The sequence below is a fragment of the Sagittula sp. NFXS13 genome, from assembly GCF_040148795.1.
Taxonomy (GTDB): domain Bacteria; phylum Pseudomonadota; class Alphaproteobacteria; order Rhodobacterales; family Rhodobacteraceae; genus Sagittula; species Sagittula marina.
Genome location: NZ_JAGEMH010000021.1, coordinates 34,376 through 57,057, shown reverse-complemented (window position 1 = coordinate 57,057; position 22,682 = coordinate 34,376). Strand labels below are relative to the sequence as shown.

The following is a 22,682-nucleotide window of genomic DNA, read 5'->3' as shown; positions in this document are numbered from 1 at the left end:
CGCTGTCGCTGGCCACCCGGGTCCTGGCCGTCGATGCCAAGCGGATGCATCTGTATCAGGAGATGCTGGGCAGCGATGGCAGCCGCCTTGCCTGGTGCGAGCAGGTGCTGTTGCATGTTGCGCGCAAGGGCGGCACGCCCCGCGCCGCGCCGTTCCCGCCTGCTGCCGCATCGCGTCTGGGCGCGCTTCAAACCGCGCAGCGGGGCGAGGCGCGGCCAGCATGGCTTGACCGGCGCACGGGCCTTGGCTGACAGGCGGGCCTGACCATGCGCGCCCGGCCCATGGGCTGAGTGGGTCATAAATACAAAGGCCGCCGGTTTCCGGCGGCCTTTTCAGTGCATCCGGGGTGGGGCGCGTCAGAGCACCTCGAACAGGCCCGCCGCGCCCATGCCGCCGCCCACGCACATGGTGACGACCACACGCCGCGCGCCGCGCCGTTTGCCCTCGATCAGGGCGTGGCCAACCATGCGGGCGCCCGACATGCCGTAGGGATGCCCGATGGAGATCGCCCCGCCGTTGACGTTGAGCCGCTCGTCCGGAATGCCCAGCTGATCGCGCGACGGGATGACCTGCGCGGCGAACGCCTCGTTCAGCTCCCACAGGTCGATGTCATCGACGTGCAGGTTATGGGCCGCCAGCAGTTTGCGCACCGCTGGCACCGGGCCGATGCCCATTTCGTCGGGCGCAACGCCCGCCACCGCCATGCCGCGATACAGCCCCAGCGGCGCAAGGCCCCGGCGCTCGGCTTCGCGCCGTTCCATCAGCACGGCGGCAGAGGCCCCGTCCGACAGCTGCGAGGCGTTCCCGGCTGTGATGAACTGCCCCTCGGCCACCTGCTGGCCATCCCTGAACACCGGCGCCAGCGCGCCGAGCCCGTCCAGCGTGGTGCCGGGCCGGTTGCCTTCGTCGCGCGCAAGCGTCACCTCGCGCATCGAGGTTTCGCCGGTGTCACGGTCGCGCACCTGCATGATGGTGGTGATGGGAACGATCTCGTCATCGAACCGGCCGGCCTCCTGCGCGGCAGCGGTGCGCTGCTGGGATTGCAGGGCATAGGCGTCTTGCGCCTCGCGGCTCACACCGTTGCGGCGGGCGACGATCTCGGCGGTTTCGACCATCGACATGTAGGTCGCCGGAAGGTGCTGGTCGATCCAAGGGTCGTGCCAGTGCCGGGTGTTCATGTCCGGCGTCTGCACCAGCGAGACCTGTTCGACCCCGCCGCCGATCGTCACCGTCATGCCGTCGGCGATGATCTGGCGCGCCGCGATGGCGATCGCCATCAGCCCCGAGGCGCACTGGCGGTCGACGCTTTGTCCCGGCACGGTTACGGGCAGGCCCGCGCGCAGCAGCCCGGTGCGCGCGATGTTCATGTGGGTGGTGCCCTGTTGCAGGGCGGCCCCGACGGTCACGTCCTCGACCTCGGCGGGGGCGAGGCGGGCGCGCTCCACGGCGTGGTGAATGGCGTAGCCGATCAGATGCGGCGCGGTGGTGGCGTTGAACGCTCCGCGATAGGCCTTGCCGATCGGGGTGCGGGCGGTCGAAACGATGACGGCTTCCCTCATCAGCTTGTCTCCTCTGTGTCATTGGCGGGGTCACGGAACAGCGCCTCGGCGCAGTGGCGCAGCTCGGCGGTCAGCGGCGCGGGCCTGCGGGACGCGCGATCCACATAGACATGAACGATGCGCCCGCGCGCGGCGCAGGCCCCGGCGCCCAGATCGAACAGGCCAAAGCCCCAGGTCAGGCTGGTGCGCCCGATTGCCTCGATGCGCACACCGACGCTGAGACTGGAGGGGAAGGTGATCTCGCGAAAGAACTGCGCGCCGTTTTGGACGACCAGCCCGATCGGTGCGCTGGCGTTTGCAGACAGGTCAAGCGCGCCGTGCTCGACCAGGGCGATGTTCATCGCGGTGTCGAAATATGACAGGTAGGTCACGTTGTTCACATGGCCGTAGATGTCGGAATCGGCCCATCTGGGGGCCGTTTCGTAATGCCACGCATAGGCCGCGTGGGGCAGGGGGGGAAGACGCTCGGTCATCGCCCTAGCCCTGCGCGGCCAGCGCGGCGCGGGCATTGGCAACGATGCGCGCCACATGGTCGAGCCCGGCCTGAACCTCGATCTGCCCGTCAAGATCGGCGATCTCGTCAAAGCGCGCGCCGACGGTGTCCGGCGTGAAGTCCTGCCCGGTAAAGCACACGCCCTGGCTTTCGACCAGCGCAAGCCGCGCGACGGTGCCCGCCCCGGCAAGCAGCGCTGTGCGCGAGGGCGCATCGCGGCTGACCAGCCAGACCGCCGCGGGCGACACCAGTTCGGGCGCCAGCAGATCGAGCATTTCCGGGTCCATCATGTCGTCGGTCATGCGCGTGGCGGCGGTGGGGACGATGGCGTTCACGTGGATGCCGTATTTCGCGCCCTCGAAATGCAGCACATTCATCAGGCCAAGCACGCCCATCTTGGCCGCGCCATAGTTCGACTGGCCGAAATTGCCGTGGCTGCCCGAGGTCGACGAGGTGACAAGGATGCGCCCATATTCCTGCTTGCGCATCTGCGCCCAGACCGCCTGTGTCGCGATGGTGGTGCCCATCAGGTGCACCTCGACCACGCGGCGGAAATCATCGATGTCCATCTTGGCAAAGCTCTTGTCGCGCAGGATGCCGGCGTTGTTGATCAGCACGTCGATCCGACCAAAGGCCGACAGCGTCTGATCGACCATTGCGGCCATTTCATCCTGCGATGCGACGTTGCCGGCATTGGCGATGGCACGCCCGCCGGCGTCGGTGATTTCCTGCACCACCGCCTGCGCGGCATCGGTCGCGGCGCCACTGCCGTCGCGCGCGCCGCCGAAGTCGTTCACCACGACCGCTGCGCCGTGGCGCGCCAGGGTCAGCGCGTGCGAGCGGCCAAGCCCGCCGCCAGCCCCGGTGACGATTGCCACCTGATCCTTGAATGAAACCGGCATGTCCATCTCCTCCGATGTGGTCTCTGTGTTGTCCAATTGGGGGGCCGGGGCGCGCGGCGGCGCCCGGGCCGTGCCGTGACCGGGCGGGCGTTCAGCCGCGGGTCTCCAGCACCAGCCAGCTTGCCGCAAGCGCCGGGCGGTCGGTGCCTTCGATGTGCACGCTCACGGCATAGTTGCGCAGCATGCCGCCTGCCTTGGGCGTCTCTGTCTGCAGGGCAAAGCTGGCGCGCAGGCGCGATCCCACCGGCACCGGCGCAAGAAAGCGCACCTTGTCGAAGCCGTAGTTCACCTCGACCGAGCCGGGGGCCGGGGGCGGCAGGGCGCTGCGGGCAAAGGCTGTCAGTATGGAAAGCAGGTAGAACCCGTGCACGATGGTGCCGCCATATGCGGTTTCGGCCTTTGCGCGCGCAGGGTCGACATGGATGAACTGGTGGTCGTTGATCGCGTCGGCGAAGCCGTCGACAATCTTTTGATCGACTTCAAACCAGTCTGAAACGAGCGTTGCTTGGGCATCTTGCATTGCGGAGGTCCTTGGTCGGGCGTGACTTTCATCTTGCGACATACTCAGTAGTATGCGAGGTGGGAACTGTCCAGACCCCTTGCGGATCGCGAACAAGGTTGTTCGATTTTGCGATCGGCTCTATGGCTGAAAGGACGTGACCAAATTGAATTGCCTTCAGGAGGAGCCAGGTGGCGAACCACGACATGCACCGCGAATGGGCTTCGAAAACGCGAGGTCAGGAAGATTCGGGTCATCTGGCAGACAGCGTTGCCGAAATTCTGGATTGCGCTGCGCTTTGCTTTACCGAAATGGGGTTTCAGGGCACCAGCATCGACGACGTCGCCCGTCGCCTTGGTGCAACCAAGGGGCGAATATACCACTACTTCCGCTCCAAGACGGACCTGTTCTTCGAGGTGCACCGCGAGGGTATGCGGCGGCTTATGGATGCCGTGAACTCAGCGATGTCTCAAGGCGGCACGGGGCGTGAAAAACTTCTGCACATGATCGAGGCGCACGCCCTGACCATGATGCAGAACACGGCCTATGAGGCGGTCGTCGTGCAGGGCGTGCACATGCATCGGCTCAGCGCCACGACCCCAGAACAGCGCGTCAGCCTGGATGAGCTGATGGACATTCGGCACCGCTTCGAACAGCTTTTCGTCGAGACGATGCGCGAGGGCCAGGCAGACGGCAGCGTTCGCGAAGGCGCGGACGTGTCGCTGGCGGTGAAGGGCTTGCTGGGGGCGGTGAACTGGATGGCGATCTGGTATCGCCCGCGCCCGGATGAAACCCCCGAACAGCAACAGCTGATTGCCCGACACGTCGCGGAGCTGCAGGTCAGCGGAATTGCCTGACAGACGGCGTGTGGTCGGCCATGCAAGCAGGCTGGAGCGGGCGCTTTTCCGGCCAGTGTTTGTTGCGGTCACGTTACGTTTTCAACTTAGGGCGTGCCGCTTGGCGTTAAATCAAACGGTCCGTTGGTCGGCGCTGCTCTTTCATTGATAAATGCGGCTTTACGTTTCAGTCGATCGGCAGAAAGGGTCGCATGGTTGCGAGTTGCGGCCCGCCGCGACTCCTGTCCCATGACATTCCTCTCAGCCATCGCCCTCGCATTTATTGTCATCTATTGGTTATGAAGCCTGACCTTGGACGATTGGAGGAGGATTCATGGAGAAGGTTGAGGGCTGTGGACGCCCGTCTATTGGCCGCCCGCAGCGCGTGGATGTGGATCAGATTGTCGCAGCGGCGGCGGCCTGTTTCGCGGAGCACGGATATGAACGGACCACCATGACAATGGTGGCGCAGCATGTTTCGGCGACCAAGGGGATGGTCTACAACCATTTCAAGTCAAAGACGGACTTGTTGCTCGCAGTCTATACTGTCGCGATGACGCGGCTGTTTGCCGGCATTGACGCGGCGGACAAGCCCGAGCAAAGCGGCGCGCTGCGACTTGAAAGCATGCTGCGCGCGCACGCGATGACAATGATGACCGACACAGACTTTGTCAGTGTCGTGATTCAAGGCGTGCAGATGCAGCGCATGTCCGGGCTGTCCGATGAACAGCGCACCATCCTGTCCGATCTGAACGCGGCACGCCAGAAGTTCGAGATGCGGTTCCGCCATGCCTTTGACGCCGGAATCGAGGACGGGTCGGTGCGCCGAGACGACGCATCTCTGGCAGTCAAGGCGATGCTGGGCGCAATCAACTGGATGGCCATCTGGTATCGTCAATCGCTTGATGGACAGGGCCCGTCCCGGGAACAGATCGCGCAGACCCTGGCGCGCGGTCAGGTGCATGGGATCCTCTCTCGGACAGATTGAAAATTCTGCAGACTTATGTTGCATTCCCGCAAAATACTTTCATACTCCCGGGTATGAAACGCAGCGTGCGACCAACAGCATGCGCGTAACGGGAGGAAATCATGACGTTGAAAACTGTCCTTGCGGGCACGGCTTCGCTGTGCCTGATCGCTGGAGCCGTGCAGGCGCAGGATCAGGAGCCGATCACTCTGGGCATTCCTGTGTTCCTGTCGGGCGCGGCATCCGGGCCGTTCGGTTTGCCGCAGCGCAACGCCGCCGAGGTGATCATTGCAGAGCTGAACGCAGGCAATTTGCCCGCGCCCTATGACACCAAGGGCATCAACGGCCGCATGGTTGAGGCCAATTATGTCGATGAAGCTGCCGATGCGGTACAGGAATATCGCAACATGGCAGAACGCGAAGGTGTGGATGCCGTGGTCGGCTATACCTCGTCCGGCAATTGCAAGGCCGTCGCGCCGCTGGCCGAAGAATTGCAACAGCTGACCGTTCTGGTGGATTGCGGCACACCGCAGATCTTTGAAAGCGTTGTCACAGACCCGACCTATCTGTTCCGGACCGGGCCGACAGGCACCATCGATTCCGTGGGCGCGGCGCGATATCTGGTCGATACCGGTGTCGACATGTCCGAAGTTGCGGGCATCAACCAGAACTATGCCTGGGGACAGGATGCCTGGGCGGATTTCACCGGCTCCCTGATCGCGCTGGACACCGGGTCCGACATCGCGACGGAACAGTTCCCCCAGGTGTTCGCGGGCCAGTACGGTGCCGAGATTTCTGCGCTCCTGACATCGGGGGCCAAGGCGATCCACACCTCGTTCTGGGGCGGTGATCTCGAAGCCTTCATCCTGCAGGCCGCTCCGCGCGGATTGTTCGCCCGGTCCGCAGTCGTCATGACCACCGGCGAGGCGGCGATGCAACGCCTGCCGAACGAGATCCCCGAGGGCGCGATCATTGGCGCACGCGGACCGTACAGCTATTTCGCGCCCGAAAGCGAATTGGCCACCTGGTTCCGCGATGCGTATGAAAAGGCGCACGGTCAACCGCCGTCCTATCCCGCGTGGAAAATGGCGCAGGCGCTGTTGGGTCTGAAATCCGCTTGGGAAAAGGCTGGGTCCGACGACCCTGCGGCCATCGCCAAGGCGTTCGAGAACCTTGAGTACGAAACGCCGGCGGGAACGGTGCGCATGGCCATCGGCAATGGTCATCAGGCGGTCCAGGGCATCGCCTATGGGACGTACAAACAGGATGCCGACGGCAACCCGGGTGTGGAAAATGTCATCGCCTACGCGGCGGAGTGCGTGAACCCGCCCAACGACACCACGGCGGCGGCCTGGATCGAAGCGGGCTTCCCCGGCGCGAGCTGTAACTGATCTGACCCCGAGCAACCGCCCGGGCGTGTCCTGACAGGATATCCGCCCGGGCTTCTGACCCTTGAGGTGCCTTCATGAAACTTGTCGCGATCCTGCTGGACGGGCTGAATTATTCCGCCTGGCTGTTCCTTGTCGCCGTGGGTCTGACGTTAATCTACGGCGTCATGCGCATCCTGAATATCGCGCATGGCGCGTTCTACGCCATCGGTGCCTATGTTTGCGCCTCGGCACTGGGGCTGTACTACAGCGCCGGACTGCCGGAAGCGGGTGCTTTTTTGATGATGGGGCTGTCTGCGCTTGTCGCGGGCTTTGTCGTCGGCCTGCTGATCGAACGGGTTGTGCTGCGCAAACTGTATGGTCAGGACGAGGTCATCATGGTGCTGGTCACATATGCGCTTTTCCTGATCCTGTCGGACGCGGTCAAGCTGACCTGGGGCGTCGAGAGCTACTATGTGTTTCAGCCCTACGCCTACTTCGGGTATATCGAGTTCGGCAACCTTCCCTATCAAGTCTATGACCTGCTGGTGGTCGGGCTGGCGATCGTGGCGGGCATCGGTCTGTGGTACTGGCTGAACCGGACACGGACCGGCATTCTGATGACTGCCGTCGTGGCCGACCGCGAAGTGGCCGCTGCCATGGGCGTCAACGTCACCCGGATCTTTGCGCTGACCTTTGCCATTGGTACGGTGCTGGCCGCCGTGGCAGGGGCCGCAACCGCGCCCAAGATCGCTGTCACCCCCGGCATCGGGGTCGAGGTCATCATCCTCGCCTTTGCCGTCGTGGTGATCGGCGGGCTGGGCTCTATTCCCGGTGCCGTGGTCGGCGCGATCTTTGCCGGCTATGCGCGGGCGATCTGTGTACACGTGGCCCCTCAATTCGAACTGTTCGCGATCTATGCGGTGATGGCCGTGGTGCTGGCGATCCGCCCGCATGGACTTTTTGCGCGGGCCGAAGGACGCAAGATATGATGCCTACTCTCGATTTTCGCCGCGATCATCTGTTCGTGGCTGTGCTGGCCCTGCTGGTGATTGTCGGCTTTTTCCTGCCCTCGTGGATGCGGTTCCTGATCCAGACGGCGATGGCGTCGGGCCTGGTGGCGCTGGGTGTGATGCTGCAAATGCGCGCGGGGCTGGTGTCCTTTGGGCAGGGTCTGTTTTTCTGCATCGGCGGCTATGCCGTGGGTTTGCTGGCGGCCAAGGCAGGGATCACCGATGTGGCCCTGCTGCTGCCTGCCGCAGCACTGGCGGCGCTGGTCATCGGGCTGGTGCTGGGGCTGCTGCTGTCACGGTACCGCGAGATCTTTTACGCCATGCTGACGCTGGCGGTGTCGATGATCCTGTATGGCCTGCTGGTCAAGGCCGCGTCGCTGGGGTCCACCGACGGGTTCAACATCCCCGCCGTCAGCTATTTCGGCTTTGTCCCCGATCAGGCGGCGCGGCCTGACTGGAGCTATGCCCTGACCGGCGTGGTCGTGCTGGCGGGCTGCTTGGGCGCACTTGCCTACCTGCGGTCAGGGGCCGGTGCCATGCTGGACGCCGTGCGTGAAAACGAAATCCGCCTGAGCTACCTTGGCACCTCGCCGCGTGTTCTGGTCTTTGTGGTCTATGCGGTGGCCGCTGTGCTATCGGGCCTGGGAGGCGGTTTGTGGGCCATATCGAGCGGTCACGTCGACCCCGAGATGACCTACTGGACCACCTCGGGTCAGTTTGTCTTTGTCGCGCTGCTGGCGGGGCGTGGCAGTGTCGTGGCCCCTGTGATGGCCTATTTCCTGCTGGAACTGTTGCGCACCTACGCGCTCGATATCGCGCCGAACGCCTGGCAACTGATCCTGGGGTCAGCCATGCTGGCGGTGATCGTGCTGCTGCCGCGCGGGTTGTGGTCTTTGGTTGCGAGGGCGCGGACATGAGCGCGCCACTGTTCCGCACCATCGGCCTTGAGAAAACCTTTGGCGGCGTGGTCGCGGCCAAGGATATCAGCATCGACGTCATGTCCGGTGAGCGCATCGCCATCATCGGATCGAACGGCGCGGGCAAGACGACCTTCGTCAACATGGTCACCGGATACCTGACGCCCTCGGCCGGTCAGATCCTGTTCGACGGGCATGACATCACCGGGCTGGACCCGCGCCAGACAGCGCAGGCCGGCATACGTCGTTCGTTTCAGATCGCGCAGGTCTTTGCCGAAATGACGGTGCTGGAAAACATGCTGATCGCGTTGATCGCCGGACAGGACGGCAGACCTTCGGCGCGGGCGGCCATCACGCCCGAGCGGATCGACATCGCGCGCAGCGCACTGGACCGGTTCGGCCTGTCGGTGATCGCGGACACGCCTGCGGGCACCCTGCCACAGGGCACGCGCAAGCAGCTTGATATCGCAATGGCGGCGGTGGGTGATCCACGTCTGGTCCTGCTGGACGAGCCCACCTCTGGTGTGTCGGCGGATGAAAAGATGGCGATGATGGACACGGCGATTGCCCCGCTGGACGCCAGCGGTGCGACGATCCTGTTCATCGAGCACGACATGGATGTGGTGCGTCGCTACGCCGACCGCGTGATTGCGTTCTACGAAGGCACTGTTCTGGCCGATGGCAATGTCGCCGTGGTGCTGGAAGACGAAAAAGTGCGAAAATATGTGATCGGAGACTCGCATGCTTGAGATCCAGGGACTCGACGCGGCCATCGCCGGGACGCAGATCCTCCGGGGGGCTGCGCTGCACGTACCGCACAACAAGACGGTCGGGCTGGTCGGACGCAACGGCGCGGGCAAGACCACGACAATGCGCGCTGTCATGGGACTGCTGCGCGCGGACAGTGGCCGCATCCTGATCGACGGCACGGATGTCACGGACCAACCGGCGCACACGCGGGCCTTCATGGGGGTCGGCTATATGCCCGAGGACCGTCGACTGATTCCGGAATTCACGGTCGAAAACAATATTTTGCTGCCGGTCCGTGCCGTGAACGCGCCGATTGACCAGAAGCGCCTGAACTGGGTTTACGAGTTGTTGCCCGAAATCGGGCGGTTCAAGGATCGCAGGGCGCTGCAATTGTCCGGGGGGCAGCAAAAGCTGGTCGCGCTGGGTCGGGCGCTGATCATCGGCAAACAGATGTTGCTGCTGGACGAACCGTTCGAGGGCGTGGCGCCCGCACTGGCGCAGCGCCTGATGGAGGTGATCGGCACGTTGCGCAGCGAAGGGCTGTCGGTCCTGCTGTCAGAATCCGACGCCGTGCATTCGACGCATCTTCTGGATTCCCTTTACGTCATCGAACGCGGCGAAGTTCGCGAAAAACGCTCGGCCGAGGCATAAAGTCCGGCCACTTTTCTGGGAGGAAAAAGACATGAAAACCGTGATTATGGCGGCTCTGCTGGCGGCAAGCCCTGCATTTGCACAGACTGACGATGCCCCGTGGTACCCCTCGACCTACGGCGCAGAGGATGAAATCGGTGCCGCGAACCTGCTGACGCCGGAAAATGTGCTGTCGGCCAAGGATCTGATCACCACGGGCAAGACCTATGCTCTGGGTGTGCCGGTGGGCCGCAATACGCCCGGCTTCGGCTCGCGCGAGCTGGATTTCACCATCATGATGCCGGGTCAGGAAGGTGGCCGTACCTTGGGGTCCAATGCGATGAGTTATGTCGACGACATGATCGTCGGCTGGGTCGGACTGGGCAGCCAGATCGACGGGCTGGGCCATCTGGGTATCGACAATCATTTCTACAACGGAAACACGCCCGAAGATTACGTGGCGACCACGGGTCTGACCAAGATGGGCATCCACAATGTGCCCCCGATCGTTGGACGCGGTGTGCTGCTGGATATGGCCAAGTTGCGTGGCACCGATGTCGTGGCCGAGGGCGAGCTGTTCACGCTCGAAGAGGTTCAGCAGGCTGTATCCGACGCAGGCCTGACGCTTGCCTCTGGCGATATTGTCCTGTTTCACACCGGCTGGCTCTCCGTGCTTGAAGACGAGCCTCAACGCTTTGCCGGGGGTGAGCCCGGAATTGACGCAACATCCGCCGCTTGGCTGGCGGAACAGGGTGTCGTTGCCGTGGGCGCGGACACCTGGGGTCTTGACGTGGTGCCACATCCCGAAGGCACCTTGTTCACCGCGCATCAGGAGCTTCTGGCCAAGAACGGTGTCTACATCCTCGAAGTTATGGACACGTCCGGGCTGGCCGCAGACGGCGTGACCGACTTTTTCTTCGTGCTGGGCCAGCCCCGGTTCGAAGGTGCGGTTCAGGCATTCATCAATCCCATCGCTATCAAATAAGGAGGCCAACCGGCATGAAGACCCGCATCGCCCTGCTGCGTGAAATGAAGCTGCCCCGGCCCTACACGGACTCGAAACCTCTGAGCATTGTCGAGGCGGAGTTGGAGGATCCCGGCCCCGGCGAACTGCGTATCAAGATCGCGGCGGCCGGCTTGTGTCATTCCGACCTGTCGGTGATCAACGGTGATCGGCCCCGTGACCTGCCGCTTGCCCTCGGGCACGAAGCGTCGGGCGTGGTGGACGGGGTCGGAGAGGGCGTCACCCGTTTTGCCAAGGGCGATCACGTGGTGCTGGTCTTTGCGCCATCGTGCGGCCAGTGCACGCCTTGTGCCGAAGGCCGCCCTGCCTTGTGCGAACCGGCGGCCGTGGCGGGCGGCAAGGGCACGCTGTTGTCAGGGGCCAAGCGCATCCATCTGGATGGCGAGGTGATTGACCACCATGTCGGGGTGTCGTGTTTTTCCGATTACGTGGTGATTGATCAGGGCAGTTGCGTCGCCATCGACAAGTCCATCCCGCTGGAAAAAGCCGCGCTGCTGGGCTGCGCTGTTCTGACCGGGGCGGGGGCGGTGCTGAACACCGCCAACCTCAGGACGGGGCAAAGCTGCGCAATCGTCGGTCTGGGCGGCGTCGGTTTGGCCGGGCTGCTGGCGGCGATCGCGGCCAGTGCCTATCCGCTCATCGCCGTGGATCTGGCCAAGGACAAGCGCGACTTTGCGCTGGAATTGGGCGCCACCCATGCCATCGACCCGTCCGCAGAGGGCGCGCTTGAACAGCTCAGGGAATTGACCGGCGGCGGCTGTGACGTGGCCGTCGAACTGGCAGGCTCTGCCCGGGCGCTGCGGTTTGCCTATGATTGCCTGAAACGTGGTGGCACCGCCGTCACGGGCGGTCTGCCACATCCCGATGACATGCTGTCCATCCCGGCGACATCGCTCACGGTCAGCGAAAAGACCCTGCGCGGATCGTATGTCGGGTCCTGTGTCCCCAAGCGTGACGTGCCACGCTTTGCCCGGCTGATGCAGGCCGGTGAAATGCCGATTGAAAAGCTGATGACGCACCGGATCACTCTGGACGAGATCAACGAAGGGTTCGAACGCCTAGCAGCAGGCGAGGCGATCCGCCAGGTGATTGTCTTCGACTGACCACTGTCCGCTTGACGTCTATGTCTGACCAACCCCGGGCGGCCCTGGCAAAGCTGTTCGGGATTGTTTTCAAACTGTCACGTCAGTGAATTTCAAACCGGTGTCTCGGCGGCATAGTTGTCCAAGTGCAGACAGCATATGACCGCCGGCAATTATCTGGTGAAGATAACATAACTAACCTTATTGGAAGTGTTGGTGCACGCGGCAGCAGCCCTGACCCGGGGAATACCTTTTGCGGCCTTACACCCGCCTGGTCGGCTGGCTCTGTCTTGGCGTGGTCGAAGATTTCTTTCACTGTCTGGGCGAACCAACAGAGCTGCGAGGCTATACGCAGACGCCGGGAGCCTTCCGGTTCGATCACGTCATGGTCCGCATCGACGCGTTCGACATGGTGCCGCTCGGCGGACCGGCGCCGGAGCACACGCGATGAATGGCGCGCAGCCTGCGCTGATCGCACTCGCTGCGACCATCATTTATTGGCGCTGAGACCAGACACTAAGCAACCTCCCTGTTTGTGACCTTCGGCTTATGCGCGAAAAGCCGGGGGTCGCTGAGCAATTCCCTTCTACAAGCAAGGCCCGGCTGCGCCGATGCGGTGAGCAGTCTCCCGCGCGCCCAGAGTCGCTTCTGGAGGTATTGGACCAAACGGCGCGCAAAATTTTACGCTGCACTGCGGCATCGTGGGGTTGAAATGCTGCAGTGCAGCATTAAATGGAGTGTAGAATTGAACGAGACACGAAACACTCCCGAAAGGAGACCCGACATGGCCAAGCAGAACACACAATCCGCTGCAAACGACATTCAGAACCTGTTCAACGCACAGGGCGTTCAGGATGCCTTCAAAACGTGGGCGACCATGAATGAGCGCATGGCGACGATCTTCGTCGACGCCGGCACTCGGGCCACTGACATCGCCAGCGACACTACGAAGGAAGCGCTTTGGAACATGCGCGAGCTGACGCAAACTCGCGATGACGTCTCCGAGTATGGCAACGCTTACACCGATTTCATGAAAAAGCAGACAGAACTGCTCCAGCGCGCCGTGCAGAGCTATTCGGCCGAAACTCAGAAAGTCGGCAGCGAAGCCGCTGAGTTGACCTCCAAGGCGGGCGAAGAGATCAGCTCAAAGGTGACCACGGCCGCAGAAGGCGCAGCCCAGAAGGTTCAGTCGGCGGCCAAAAAAGCAGCCTGAAGCTGCACGTCGCAGAAATCTACAGATGGTACTCGGCGGGTCCTGCAAAGGGCCCGCCGTTCTTGTTGGAGAGACAACAACTGAATTTGGTCAGACTTAATCGTCTCGCCTGACGTTTGTCATGTGGCGTCCATAAACGGGCGGCCTTGGCGGCGGCGCTGTTGAACCGTCCGGGACTGCACCTGACCCGCGCGACCGTCCCTAAACAAGCGAAATGGCTCTCAGATGAGAGCCATTCCATTCTTTCGGCAGTCAAACGCACCTCTTATCAGGCAACATCCACGTAGAGGAGGACGTCCTGGAAGTCGTCGTCACTGCGTCCATTGCGCAGCAGATCTTCGAAGCCGATGATCAAAGCGCCCTCATCATCGTCAGACACCCCGGACATGACGTGCTCCATCCCATCGGGATTCAGGTCGGCATCGTGCGAGAAAAACACGTTCACCCCGCTGAGGACCGTGCCCTGGCTCGCAAGATCAAAGCCACCTGCTCCGTTGTCGACGAACTCGAAGCTGTCAGCCGTGAACCCGGCCTCGCTGATACGCCGCGCACCGTCCTGAACGAGGAAGAAACCGATGTCGTTGTCGGGATCGCTCACGGTGATGTCGATCGGCGCGGTGGCGGTCTTTGCATTGGCGGCCAGGATCGTGACATTGACCAATTGTCCGGTCGGGTCGATTTCATAGTAACCGACCGTGTTGCTGAAGCCCGCTGCGGCATTGGCCGCGAAGGTCACAGACATGTCAGTGATGTTGAAACCATTCAGGAAGTCCGCGTTCACGATACCATTGATCTCGCTCGCGCCGACAGCTCTGCCCTCCGCAAGTGGGGCCAGGAAGCTATGGAAACTGACGTCTGTGCCGTCTTCGAGGCGCGCCGCCATGAAGTCGCCACCGCTCAGCCCGGTGCCGATCGTCAACGAGCCTTCAAACGCGCCGTCGCCGTCGCTGTCAACCTGGAGGACGCCGGTCAGCGCATCGTACAGCAGACCCTCCCGGACGAGGCTTGCGCCACGGAACTTGAGCGCGTCTTCATGCGTGAAGTCGGTGATGGTGTCGCCCAGCAGTTCCGCCAGAGTGCCCAGCACCTTGTCGAAACCATCGCCCAAGGTGATCAAGTCGACACCGGCACCGGGATCGATGCTGTCGTCGCCGGAGCCGCCGTCGATCTCATCCGCGCCAGTGCCGCCGCTGAGGGTGTCGGCGCCTCCGCCACCCTCGACCGTGTCGTCATCGGCACCCCCGTCGAGCAGATCGTCACCCTCGCCCCCGCGGAGGGTATCAGACCCACGGCTGCCGGCGTATATGTCATTCCCCGGTGTGCCCTCGAAAAGGTTGTCGTCCGCGTCACCCAAAAGGGCACCGGGAGAGGTCAGTTCCAGCAACGCCTCGCGTACCGAGTCCCCGATGTCGGTGGAGCTGCTGGAAATCGGCACCACGCTGCTGCGACGGAAGGCGGACGATATGCCTTCGTAGAAGCTTTCGGCACCGCTTGTGACGGCGAAAATCGGGGCAACATTGCCGATACCGAACTGGCTGGCCAGGGTTTCGAGAAACAGCTCTGAGCCGCTGTCCGGCAGTGACGGGACGTAGCCGTACTCTTCGGTTCCGTCGACCGGTGTTTCGCCCACTTCGTCGCCCCAGTGGACCTCGTGGTCATCGGCTACGTCTTCCCCGGCCACATCCGCGGCAGCCGCCGCATCATCGCCGGCCACCACGATGCCCTCGGTTTCAAGGAAGTCCCGGATCGTGTTTTCGTCGAGCCCGTAGTCGGCGGCGCTATGCGCCGGCGCATCCGTTGCGATGAGAATGATCTTCTGAGTGTCTTCCCGCAGGTTCAGCCCCACGCCGTTCGCCGCACGCCAAAGACCGACATATTGTGCTTCGGGCGTGTCGCCTCCGCTGAGCGTGGACAACGCGGCGAGACCGGCTTCGAAATCTGCCACCGATGCCGTCAGTGGCAGGTCCGCGCGGTAAAGGTAATCGCCCGCGCTGCCGTAAGGAGATTCCGGCTTGTCAACAAAGGACGCGATGGCAAACTGGGAGTCCGGCGACGTGGCCAGAACAGAGGCCGCGATGGACCGCGCGTTCGACACGAAGTTGGCCAGATCATCGGAATAGGATCCGGACAGGTCCACGAGAAAGATGAAATCGACCGGCGGGCAGCCATAGGGGCCGTCACCGGTGATGTCGATGACACCATCCGCGAATTTCAGCTTTTCGATGTTCCGCAGCGTGTCGGTCCCATCGGTGCCATCGGTGATGTGCGTAACGGTAAAGACCCCCGTCGTATCATCTTTTTCGACGGTGTATTCGGCGCACAGGCCGGAGAAGGCCGCGACATCGCCGGTGCCATCGCCGCCGTCGATGTCATCGTTGCCCGCACCGCCCCACATTTCGTCGTCACCGGCACCCCCAATGATGGTGTCGTCGCCGCCCGCACCGTGGATGACGTCCGCTTCGCCCTTACCGTCAAGCGTGTTGGCCACCTGGTTGCCGATCAGCACGTCTTTGCCGGAACTGCCGTCAGCGTCCTCGATGACCACGCCTTTGGCAATGGAATAGCCGCCGAGATCGTAGCTCGTGGCGGAGCTGAAAACGCGCGAGAAGAACCCCCCGGCATGATATTCGGCAGAGGCGCCCATGCCGCTATCAAAGAAGTCGAGCTTGAATTCCGTCGGAAGGTCGGACGCCACAGTGGCGGAGGTGGCCAGATCGTCGATCCAGGCCTTGTCTTCGGCGTTCACCGTTGTGTCGAGCGTCGCGTCGTTGAGGTTGATAAGAACCCGCATCGCGCCGGAATAGGCGATCTTGTCGCGCGCGCCGTCAGTCTGGTTGTCCCAGATCGAGTAAAAGGCACGACCGATCGACACGGAGCCATCGCTGCCGTCAAGGTCGAGCGCCGTCGTGCCGGCATCTGTCAGGTTGTAGGTGGTCGCGGTGGTATTGGTGGAGGTGTCCACCCCGTACATCGCCTGGATCGCGGCAATGTCCAGCGCCATGGGCGTGACGGAATAGCCGTAAGCCTTGTTGTCATATTTGACGTCAAGGCCGCCGCGTTCGTACGACATGACAGTGTAGCGGTTGTTGTCGAGCTGGTGGTCGCCAGCGCCGGTGGCAGCGGAAATTGCCCAAGGCACCCCGGGCGTGCCGTGCGGATGCGACATGGCGAGGCCGTGACCGATTTCATGCAGCGAGACCCGGTTGACCGGCGCGCCTGCGCCGGTCTCCGGCGTGATCGACATGCCGGTGTTTGTTGAAAACACGCCGAAGCTTTCACCGCCCGTCGACGGAAACTGCATGAAGCCGTTCAACCCGCCGGAGGGTGATTGGAGGCTGTTTGCGAAACCGAACTGGAAATTCGCATCGTCGAAGGTTGCTTCGGCCGTGAAGGACAATCCAGACACCGCGGCCCAGCCATTGAGGGCGGCCGTGAGGTGGCCCTGCATGGCGGTTGTCACGGCAACGGCGGTGCCGGTGCGACCACTGTCTGTAATTGCCGTGTTGATGGTGGTCAATTCGCCTGACCCTGCGAAAGAATAGGTCAGGTCGCCAACATCCGCCAAATTCCAGATAGGCGAGGACTCCAGCCCTTTCAAAAAAGTATTGTCGGTTGCGGTATGCGTTGTGGTGTTAGCCATAATTCAGTGCCCTATCCGATAAAATTTTGATTTTAATTACACTTTTCCAATAACGCGCTGGTATTGCGCGCAAGTTCTTTTCGGCTGGCCGGGGTTGAAACAATGGCCTTCCGATAGCGAGCGGAAACCCAGAAAACCCTGCCGCTCAATACGGCTCCTGCTTCGAGGACAGGCTGCTGGGGTTCACTGGTTATACGTAAAATATCCTCGCCGTTTTCGCGCATGACCACCGTATCCGCTTCAGAGCGAAACACGATGTGCCGCAATAGGCTGTCAGCTTCCGGCGCATAGAGGTGCACGACTTGGAGTGGCGTCATGGCGCAATCTTCATCTTCGCCACATGCTGGTGTCGTTTCCGGGTAATGCCACGGCATCAAATCCACAAAGAAACGCTCCGAGATGAAAACTTCGGAGCCGGTCTCAAGCGCCGCCAAGGCGTCTTCGGCAGCGGCATTCTTGGGGTGGGTCCAGAATTCTTCGGCCCAGAAACCGTCTCCGTCGCCCCCGACCGATACATGAATGTCATTGGTCTGGAAGCTCATACCCGGCAAGCATGACACGCGCGCATCATCAGACATGCCGACGCCCGGAGTTGCGGCAAATAACGACAGCGTCGCAAAGAGCAAAAGCAGCTTGAGAGGCAGTGCACGAATGGTTTGCATTAAAATTTGCCTTAGACATCAATAAAAGCCCCTAAAATCAGGGAGAGATAAAGTGCTTCATGAACGCAAAGTAAAATAAATTTGAATCATTCTATTACCTATAGTTTACACAATTTTCTTGATGAATCAACGAAAATTATTCGCCGTCCAAGGCGCTAACTTATTAGGCTCCTTAACTATTTCTGCAATGGAGAAGAGTCGCGGTTCAGAACCAAGGCGATCCTTTGTCCTCCTGCCATGACTGCAGAGTCGAAGATGAAAGCGCGGATCAGGTTGAAACCGGACATTGGATGAGGCGCGCGCGTCAGCCCCCTCTCCACACGTTGTCCGTCCTGCTTGACACCGGCAATACCCCCGCTTTAGACGGCTTGCAGGTCTTGGACACCTGCCGCCTGCAGACACCTTGTCACGGTGAAGTCCAAAGCAAAGACGATCCTCACCCTCGAAGCATTTCGTAGGTGGGCAATGCAGGCCCCCATCCCAATCGGAATGCCTCATACGAGGAGTGTGCGATGTCGTCTCAAAACGCATCCGGGAATCGATTTCTGACGCGCCCGACCGGGCCGCTTTTTGTCGCAAATGCAGTGCCCATGCTGGTCGTCATGTTGATGAGCGGCGTGTTGACGGTGGTCGACGCCGCCTTTCTCGGGCGGTTCGTGGGGACGGATGCCCTTGCTGCGGTCAGTGTCGTTTTCCCTGCTGTCATGATCACGATTGCGCTTTCGACGCTGGTGGGAAGTGGCATGTCCAGCTTGCTCGCGCGCCATCTGGGGGCGGGCAAGACCGGCGACGCGCAGTCCGTCTTTGCACAGGCGCATGGGTTGGCGTTGTTCCTGTCGGCAGTGTCGATCGCGCTGTTCGGACTGGGCGGTGGCCTTGCGACCAGGACTTTGGCCGCGAACCAGCCAGAGGTCGCGCGCATGGCCTATACCTATCTCGCGATCCTGATCGGCGCGACGCCGATACAATTGCTGCTGAGCGTCCATGCCGATGCGGGACGAAACGAAGGGCGCGCGGGCTTGATGGCGCTGTTGTCGCTTGGCGTGACCCTTGCCAACATCGCGCTGGATTACCTGCTGATTGCGCGCCTGCACATGGGCGTTGCAGGATCGGCCTGGGGGACAGCGATGGCGCAGGCGCTTGGCCTGGCGCTGTTGCTCGGGCATCGACTGTGCGGCACGGGGCTCCTGACGCTCGCAGGCCTTTTGCGGGCGCGCTGGATCGGCGGATGGTGGACCATCACGACACTTGGCGCACCTGTCAGCCTGAGCTTTGTCGGAATCGCCCTGGTGTCGGCCACCGTCATCACAACCCTGCGCCTCACGGCTGGACCCGGATACGTTGACAGTATAGCCGCCTATGGACTCGTCACGCGGATGTTCAGCTTTGCGTTTATGCCGATAATGGCGATTGCCCTGGCAACCCAGGCCATCGTGGGCAACAACGTGGGCGCGAGGCTCTATCACCGCTCGGATGCGGTGCTGCGCCTCGCGCTGATGGTTGCTTTTGTCTATTGCGGAACGGTCGAAGCGGCCATGTTGCTGGTCCAGCCATGGATCGGTCACGCCTTCGTATCAGAGACGGCGGTCATTGCCGGCGTCGGAAATGTCTTGCACAAAATGGCCGCGCTATACCTCTTTACCGGCCCGGTTCTGGTGCTTGCCATGTATTTTCAAGCCATCGGACGGCCCGCCGTGACGGCTGCCCTGACGCTGGTAAAACCCTTCCTGCTGAGCCCGCTTCTGATCGCCACCTTGGGACTTGCCTTGGGTGAGGGCGCGATGTGGTATGCTTTCCCGATTGCAGATGGGACCGTGGTTGCGACCGCGCTCTGGATCGTTGCCAGCAGTCGATCGCACCGCTCCCCAACCAGCGGCTTCGGCCTGACCTTTCAAAAGGACACGTGATGTCACTGAAATCACTGCATACTGCCAAGGCCCAAGCGCGTGCTCTGCGCGAAGGGCTTGCGACGCAGGGAACGGCAATAAGCCATTCCCAAGCGTTGGAGCTAGTGGCCCGCCAAAACGGCGCACGGGACTGGAACACCTTGCAGGCCAGATTGGCCAAGGCAGAGCCGACCCCGCTGCAGATTGATGCCGAGGTCCGCGGTCAATATCTGGGTCAGGACTTTACCGGACGGATCGTGGGGCTGACCAGGGTCGGACGGCATTTTCAGGTTTCGCTTCAGCTGAATGCCCCGGTCGACGTCGTGCAGTTCGAGAGCTTTTCAAGCTTGCGCCATCACATCAGGGGCACCATCGGAGCCGATGGAAAATCACCGCAAAAGACATCCAACGGGGCACCACATCTGGTCATCACCCTTCCGAGTTGAGTGCGACGGCGGCCAAGGATGGGTGCCGCCGAAGGGGCAAAACCACAGGCTGAAACCCCGCATCACAATGCGCTGCGGGCGCAATATTGTCAGCGATAGGACGTCCGCAGCAGAGAGCGATAGCGGTCAAGACCGCCTTCCAGGTGGGCTTTCATAGCGGCCTCGGCGGCGTCGGGGTCACCGTTGATGATCGCGTCAATGATGCGGTTGTGTTCTGCCACCAGATCCGGGTTCGGCACATAGGCGCGTGCCGGCCCGTTGCCTGCCTCCAGCTCAACCCGAGGCACCAACCCTGAGCGGATCAGCGACAGAAACTCGGGAAACCTTTTGTTTTGAGAGGCTTCGGCGATAGCGTAGTGAAAGGCAAAGTCCGCCTCGCGGGTCGATACGCCGGTGTCAAAGCACTTCGAGAGATCCTCCTGCGCCCGCACGATCTTGTCGATCTGTGCGCCGGAGCGTCTTAACGCGGCGAGCGCAGCAGACCGGATTTCAAACGCGGAGCGCAACTCAAACAGCTCGATGACACCGGACAGCCGCTCTGTATCAAGATCAGCAAAGGGCTTTTGCTGCACATTGACCGGGTCCAGCGCGTAGACGCCTGATCCTTTGCGCGCCTCCACCAGCCCCTCGGTGCGCAACTGCGCGAAAGCCTCCCGCACCACGGTGCGGCTTACAGAGTGCTGGCGGGTCAGTTCTGCTTCGCTGGGCAAACGATCCCCGGGCTTGACCTGTCCCGACACAATTCTGGACCGCAGATCCTCTGCGATCAGGGCGACACGGGTGCGCACAGGTGTGGAGGTCGTCGCGTTGGGCAAGGGGAACAGCTTTCTTCTTATCCTACAGATTTCATGAATAGCGGCTTTTGGACCCTGCCGTCCAGCCGCCTTGCCCCAATATATGGCGCAAAATCACCCCATGCCGGTTGACGGATCGCGAAAATCTGTATTACAAGCTGTCATACAGAAATAACAACGGCACAGTTTCGTGCCGTAATACGAGGACCGCAAACGTGATCATCACCGATGTCTCTGCACGAGTGTTCAAGCACACGACACGACGCCACTCGGACAGTGCAGGCCATGCTCATCCCGGCGATGCGCATCAAGTGTTGCAAGGCATTCTGACGATCCGCACGGAAGACGGCCACGAAGGCCACAGCTTTGCCCCGCCAGAGGTCATGCGCCCGCATGTGCTGGACAAATTCGTCCGCAAGGTTCTGATCGGACAGGACCACCGTGACCGGGAACGCCTGTGGCAGGATCTGGCCCACTGGCAGCGGGGATCGGCGGCGCAGCTTACCGACCGCACGCTGGCCGTGGTGGACTGTGCGCTGTGGGATCTGGCCGGGCGCAGCCTGAACCAGCCAGTTTACAAGCTGATTGGCGGCTATCGTGACAAGGTGCGGGCCTATGGCTCCATCATGTGCGGCGACGAGATTGAAAACGGTCTTGCCACGCCCGAGGATTATGGTCGCTTTGCGGAAACTCTTGTGGCGCGCGGCTACAAGGGGATCAAACTGCACACATGGATGCCCCCGGTCAGCTGGGCGCCCGATGTGCGCATGGACCTTAAGGCCTGCGCCGCCGTGCGCGAGGCGGTCGGCCCCGACATCAGCCTGATGATCGACGCTTTCCACTGGTATTCACGCACCGAAGCACTGGAGCTGGGGCGCGGATTGGAAAAGCTTGGGTTCGACTGGATCGAAGAGCCGATGGACGAACAATCCATGTCCTCCTATCGCTGGCTGTCAGACAACTTGGACATTCCTGTCATCGGACCCGAAAGCGCTGCGGGAAAACATTGGCACCGCGCCGAATGGATCACCACCGGCGCCTGCGATATCCTGCGCACCGGCGTCAACGATGTGGGCGGCATCACTCCCGCGCTCAAGACACTGCACTTGGCCGAAGCCTTTGGCATGAACTGCGAAGTGCACGGCAATACGGCGATGAACCTTCAGGTCGTGGCAGCGGTCAAGAATTGCCGTTGGTACGAACGCGGGCTGCTGCATCCGTTCCTCGAATACGATGACGGCTTCGACTACCTGAAATCGCTATCCGACCCGATGGATGCGGAGGGTTTCGTGCATGTCCCTGACCGGCCCGGTCTTGGCGAAGACATCGATTTCGACTTTATCATGGAGAACCTGGTGCCATGAAGACGATCCTCGCCTACGGCGACTCTCTCACATGGGGGCACGATCCTGTTGACGGGGGCCGCCATCCGCATGAGGCGCGCTGGCCCTATGTGCTGCGCGCGGAACTGGGGGATGTGGATGTGATCTCCGACGGGCTGTGCGGGCGCAACACGGCGTTCGACGATCACGCCGGGAATGCCGATCGCAATGCCACCCGTACCTTGCCCGTCGCGCTGGCGGCGCAGGCCCCTCTGGACCTGGTGATCCTGATGCTGGGCACCAACGATCTGAAGCCCGCGACCTGCGGCGTGGCCAGCGGATCAGAGAAAGGGATGCAGCGGCTGATCCGCATCGTGCAGACCTTTCCTTTCGACAAACCGCGCTGTGAGATCCCCAGGATTCTGGTCGTGGCCCCGCCGCCACATGTGATTGCCGATGGCCGCCACTCCGACACCCGCATCGCCGAAAGCCGGAAGTTCGCCTCGCTTTACGAAGGGCTCTCGCGGCGCTTTGACACGGCATTTTTCGATGCGGCGACGGCCTGTCGCGCCTCGGACGTCGACGGCACCCATCTGGATGCCGCCAACACGCAGGCTTTGGGACGCGCTCTGGCCCCGGTCTGCCGCGCCCTGCTCGCTGAATAACCCGGTGGTCCGTCA

23 protein-coding genes and 1 pseudogene are annotated in these 22,682 nt (G+C 62.0%); 17 read left to right on the top strand and 7 right to left on the bottom strand.

What is annotated here, in order from left to right:
- The coding region (locus J4E08_RS22340) for a thioesterase family protein (RefSeq protein WP_349540377.1) at positions 1-251 on the top strand (251 nt) is incomplete at its 5' end.
- 105 nt (positions 252-356) lie between these two features.
- Here J4E08_RS22340 and J4E08_RS22335 read toward each other — a convergent pair.
- From J4E08_RS22335 to J4E08_RS22320, 4 genes are all read right to left on the bottom strand, one after another.
- Entirely contained in the window at positions 357-1,559 is a 1,203-nt protein-coding gene (locus J4E08_RS22335; RefSeq protein ID WP_349540376.1) for an acetyl-CoA C-acyltransferase, read from the bottom strand.
- Positions 1,559-2,032: an acyl-CoA thioesterase gene (locus J4E08_RS22330; RefSeq protein ID WP_349540375.1), complete on the bottom strand. Its 474-nt coding sequence runs from the start codon at positions 2,030-2,032 to the stop codon at positions 1,559-1,561. Before J4E08_RS22330 ends, J4E08_RS22335 begins: the two co-directional genes overlap by 1 nt.
- 4 nt (positions 2,033-2,036) lie before the next feature.
- Complete coding sequence (locus J4E08_RS22325) at positions 2,037-2,954, bottom strand: SDR family NAD(P)-dependent oxidoreductase (RefSeq protein WP_349540374.1); 918 nt, start codon at positions 2,952-2,954, stop codon at positions 2,037-2,039.
- Between the two features lie 91 nt (positions 2,955-3,045).
- Positions 3,046-3,474: a MaoC family dehydratase gene (locus J4E08_RS22320; protein ID WP_349540373.1), complete on the bottom strand. Its 429-nt coding sequence runs from the start codon at positions 3,472-3,474 to the stop codon at positions 3,046-3,048.
- Positions 3,475-3,644: 170 nt separating this feature from the next.
- On the opposite strand from J4E08_RS22320, the gene J4E08_RS22315 reads away from it, so the two are divergent.
- From J4E08_RS22315 to J4E08_RS22260, 12 genes and pseudogenes are all read left to right on the top strand, one after another.
- The gene (locus J4E08_RS22315) at positions 3,645-4,310 is read left to right on the top strand and encodes a TetR-type transcription factor C-terminal domain-containing protein (protein ID WP_221235696.1); all 666 of its coding nucleotides are present in this window, start codon (positions 3,645-3,647) and stop codon (positions 4,308-4,310) included.
- Between the two features lie 192 nt (positions 4,311-4,502).
- Positions 4,503-4,592 (top strand): annotated as a pseudogene (locus tag J4E08_RS22310) (IS5/IS1182 family transposase); the annotation flags it as partial.
- A 31-nt stretch (positions 4,593-4,623) separates the two neighbouring features.
- A complete protein-coding gene (locus J4E08_RS22305; protein ID WP_349540372.1) occupies positions 4,624-5,277 on the top strand; it encodes a TetR/AcrR family transcriptional regulator in 654 nt (217 codons plus the stop codon).
- 101 nt (positions 5,278-5,378) lie between these two features.
- Entirely contained in the window at positions 5,379-6,647 is a 1,269-nt protein-coding gene (locus J4E08_RS22300; protein ID WP_183969986.1) for an ABC transporter substrate-binding protein, read from the top strand.
- 74 nt (positions 6,648-6,721) lie between these two features.
- The gene (locus tag J4E08_RS22295; RefSeq protein ID WP_183969988.1) at positions 6,722-7,615 is read left to right on the top strand and encodes a branched-chain amino acid ABC transporter permease; all 894 of its coding nucleotides are present in this window, start codon (positions 6,722-6,724) and stop codon (positions 7,613-7,615) included.
- Positions 7,612-8,553, top strand: a complete 942-nt coding sequence (locus tag J4E08_RS22290) for a branched-chain amino acid ABC transporter permease (protein ID WP_221235697.1) — start codon at positions 7,612-7,614, stop codon at positions 8,551-8,553. The genes J4E08_RS22295 and J4E08_RS22290 overlap by 4 nt, the downstream gene beginning before the upstream one ends.
- Positions 8,550-9,302 carry an ABC transporter ATP-binding protein gene (locus J4E08_RS22285; RefSeq protein WP_183969990.1) on the top strand — a complete coding sequence of 251 codons (753 nt, stop codon included), beginning with the start codon at positions 8,550-8,552 and terminating at the stop codon, positions 9,300-9,302. The genes J4E08_RS22290 and J4E08_RS22285 overlap by 4 nt, the downstream gene beginning before the upstream one ends.
- Positions 9,295-9,954 (top strand): ATP-binding cassette domain-containing protein, encoded by a 660-nt coding sequence (locus tag J4E08_RS22280; protein ID WP_349540371.1) that lies wholly within the window; start codon positions 9,295-9,297, stop codon positions 9,952-9,954. Before J4E08_RS22285 ends, J4E08_RS22280 begins: the two co-directional genes overlap by 8 nt.
- Positions 9,955-9,985: 31 nt before the next feature.
- Positions 9,986-10,918, top strand: a complete 933-nt coding sequence (locus J4E08_RS22275; protein WP_349540370.1) for a cyclase family protein — start codon at positions 9,986-9,988, stop codon at positions 10,916-10,918.
- Positions 10,919-10,932: 14 nt separating this feature from the next.
- Positions 10,933-12,060: a zinc-dependent alcohol dehydrogenase family protein gene (locus J4E08_RS22270; RefSeq protein WP_183969996.1), complete on the top strand. Its 1,128-nt coding sequence runs from the start codon at positions 10,933-10,935 to the stop codon at positions 12,058-12,060.
- A gap of 232 nt (positions 12,061-12,292) precedes the next feature.
- Positions 12,293-12,490: a cupin domain-containing protein gene (locus tag J4E08_RS22265; RefSeq protein ID WP_349540369.1), complete on the top strand. Its 198-nt coding sequence runs from the start codon at positions 12,293-12,295 to the stop codon at positions 12,488-12,490.
- A 333-nt stretch (positions 12,491-12,823) separates the two neighbouring features.
- Positions 12,824-13,252, top strand: a complete 429-nt coding sequence (locus tag J4E08_RS22260) for a phasin family protein (RefSeq protein WP_183970000.1) — start codon at positions 12,824-12,826, stop codon at positions 13,250-13,252.
- 268 nt (positions 13,253-13,520) lie between these two features.
- Here the strand turns inward: J4E08_RS22260 and J4E08_RS22255 are convergent, their stop codons facing one another.
- Both J4E08_RS22255 and J4E08_RS22250 read right to left on the bottom strand, forming a co-directional pair.
- A complete protein-coding gene (locus tag J4E08_RS22255) occupies positions 13,521-16,892 on the bottom strand; it encodes a DUF4114 domain-containing protein (RefSeq protein ID WP_349540368.1) in 3,372 nt (1,123 codons plus the stop codon).
- A 32-nt stretch (positions 16,893-16,924) separates the two neighbouring features.
- Positions 16,925-17,554, bottom strand: a complete 630-nt coding sequence (locus tag J4E08_RS22250; RefSeq protein ID WP_349540367.1) for a hypothetical protein — start codon at positions 17,552-17,554, stop codon at positions 16,925-16,927.
- 512 nt (positions 17,555-18,066) lie between these two features.
- Here J4E08_RS22250 and J4E08_RS22245 point away from each other — a divergent pair.
- Entirely contained in the window at positions 18,067-19,461 is a 1,395-nt protein-coding gene (locus J4E08_RS22245) for an MATE family efflux transporter (protein ID WP_349540366.1), read from the top strand.
- Positions 19,461-19,886 (top strand): glyoxalase superfamily protein, encoded by a 426-nt coding sequence (locus J4E08_RS22240; RefSeq protein WP_349540365.1) that lies wholly within the window; start codon positions 19,461-19,463, stop codon positions 19,884-19,886. Before J4E08_RS22245 ends, J4E08_RS22240 begins: the two co-directional genes overlap by 1 nt.
- A gap of 89 nt (positions 19,887-19,975) precedes the next feature.
- Here the strand turns inward: J4E08_RS22240 and J4E08_RS22235 are convergent, their stop codons facing one another.
- Positions 19,976-20,701, bottom strand: a complete 726-nt coding sequence (locus tag J4E08_RS22235; RefSeq protein WP_349540364.1) for a FadR/GntR family transcriptional regulator — start codon at positions 20,699-20,701, stop codon at positions 19,976-19,978.
- Between the two features lie 194 nt (positions 20,702-20,895).
- Here J4E08_RS22235 and J4E08_RS22230 point away from each other — a divergent pair, with 194 nt between their 5' ends.
- A complete protein-coding gene (locus J4E08_RS22230; protein WP_349540363.1) occupies positions 20,896-22,044 on the top strand; it encodes a mandelate racemase family protein in 1,149 nt (382 codons plus the stop codon).
- Positions 22,041-22,667 (top strand): SGNH/GDSL hydrolase family protein, encoded by a 627-nt coding sequence (locus J4E08_RS22225; protein WP_349540362.1) that lies wholly within the window; start codon positions 22,041-22,043, stop codon positions 22,665-22,667. Before J4E08_RS22230 ends, J4E08_RS22225 begins: the two co-directional genes overlap by 4 nt.
- Positions 22,668-22,682 lie beyond the last annotated feature (15 nt).

Bases quoted from the DNA above. Each gene is read 5' to 3' on its own strand.
- J4E08_RS22335 (WP_349540376.1), bottom strand. From the start codon at position 1,559: ATGAGGGAAGCCGTCATCGTTTCGACCGCCCGCACCCCGATCGGCAAG.
- J4E08_RS22330 (WP_349540375.1), bottom strand. From the start codon at position 2,032: ATGACCGAGCGTCTTCCCCCCCTGCCCCACGCGGCCTATGCGTGGCAT.
- J4E08_RS22325 (WP_349540374.1), bottom strand. From the start codon at position 2,954: ATGCCGGTTTCATTCAAGGATCAGGTGGCAATCGTCACCGGGGCTGGC.
- J4E08_RS22320 (WP_349540373.1), bottom strand. From the start codon at position 3,474: ATGCAAGATGCCCAAGCAACGCTCGTTTCAGACTGGTTTGAAGTCGAT.
- J4E08_RS22305 (WP_349540372.1), top strand. From the start codon at position 4,624: ATGGAGAAGGTTGAGGGCTGTGGACGCCCGTCTATTGGCCGCCCGCAG.
- J4E08_RS22300 (WP_183969986.1), top strand. From the start codon at position 5,379: ATGACGTTGAAAACTGTCCTTGCGGGCACGGCTTCGCTGTGCCTGATC.
- J4E08_RS22295 (WP_183969988.1), top strand. From the start codon at position 6,722: ATGAAACTTGTCGCGATCCTGCTGGACGGGCTGAATTATTCCGCCTGG.
- J4E08_RS22290 (WP_221235697.1), top strand. From the start codon at position 7,612: ATGATGCCTACTCTCGATTTTCGCCGCGATCATCTGTTCGTGGCTGTG.
- J4E08_RS22285 (WP_183969990.1), top strand. From the start codon at position 8,550: ATGAGCGCGCCACTGTTCCGCACCATCGGCCTTGAGAAAACCTTTGGC.
- J4E08_RS22280 (WP_349540371.1), top strand. From the start codon at position 9,295: ATGCTTGAGATCCAGGGACTCGACGCGGCCATCGCCGGGACGCAGATC.
- J4E08_RS22275 (WP_349540370.1), top strand. From the start codon at position 9,986: ATGAAAACCGTGATTATGGCGGCTCTGCTGGCGGCAAGCCCTGCATTT.
- J4E08_RS22270 (WP_183969996.1), top strand. From the start codon at position 10,933: ATGAAGACCCGCATCGCCCTGCTGCGTGAAATGAAGCTGCCCCGGCCC.
- J4E08_RS22260 (WP_183970000.1), top strand. From the start codon at position 12,824: ATGGCCAAGCAGAACACACAATCCGCTGCAAACGACATTCAGAACCTG.
- J4E08_RS22255 (WP_349540368.1), bottom strand. From the start codon at position 16,892: ATGGCTAACACCACAACGCATACCGCAACCGACAATACTTTTTTGAAA.
- J4E08_RS22250 (WP_349540367.1), bottom strand. From the start codon at position 17,554: ATGCAAACCATTCGTGCACTGCCTCTCAAGCTGCTTTTGCTCTTTGCG.
- J4E08_RS22245 (WP_349540366.1), top strand. From the start codon at position 18,067: ATGTCGTCTCAAAACGCATCCGGGAATCGATTTCTGACGCGCCCGACC.
- J4E08_RS22240 (WP_349540365.1), top strand. From the start codon at position 19,461: ATGTCACTGAAATCACTGCATACTGCCAAGGCCCAAGCGCGTGCTCTG.
- J4E08_RS22225 (WP_349540362.1), top strand. From the start codon at position 22,041: ATGAAGACGATCCTCGCCTACGGCGACTCTCTCACATGGGGGCACGAT.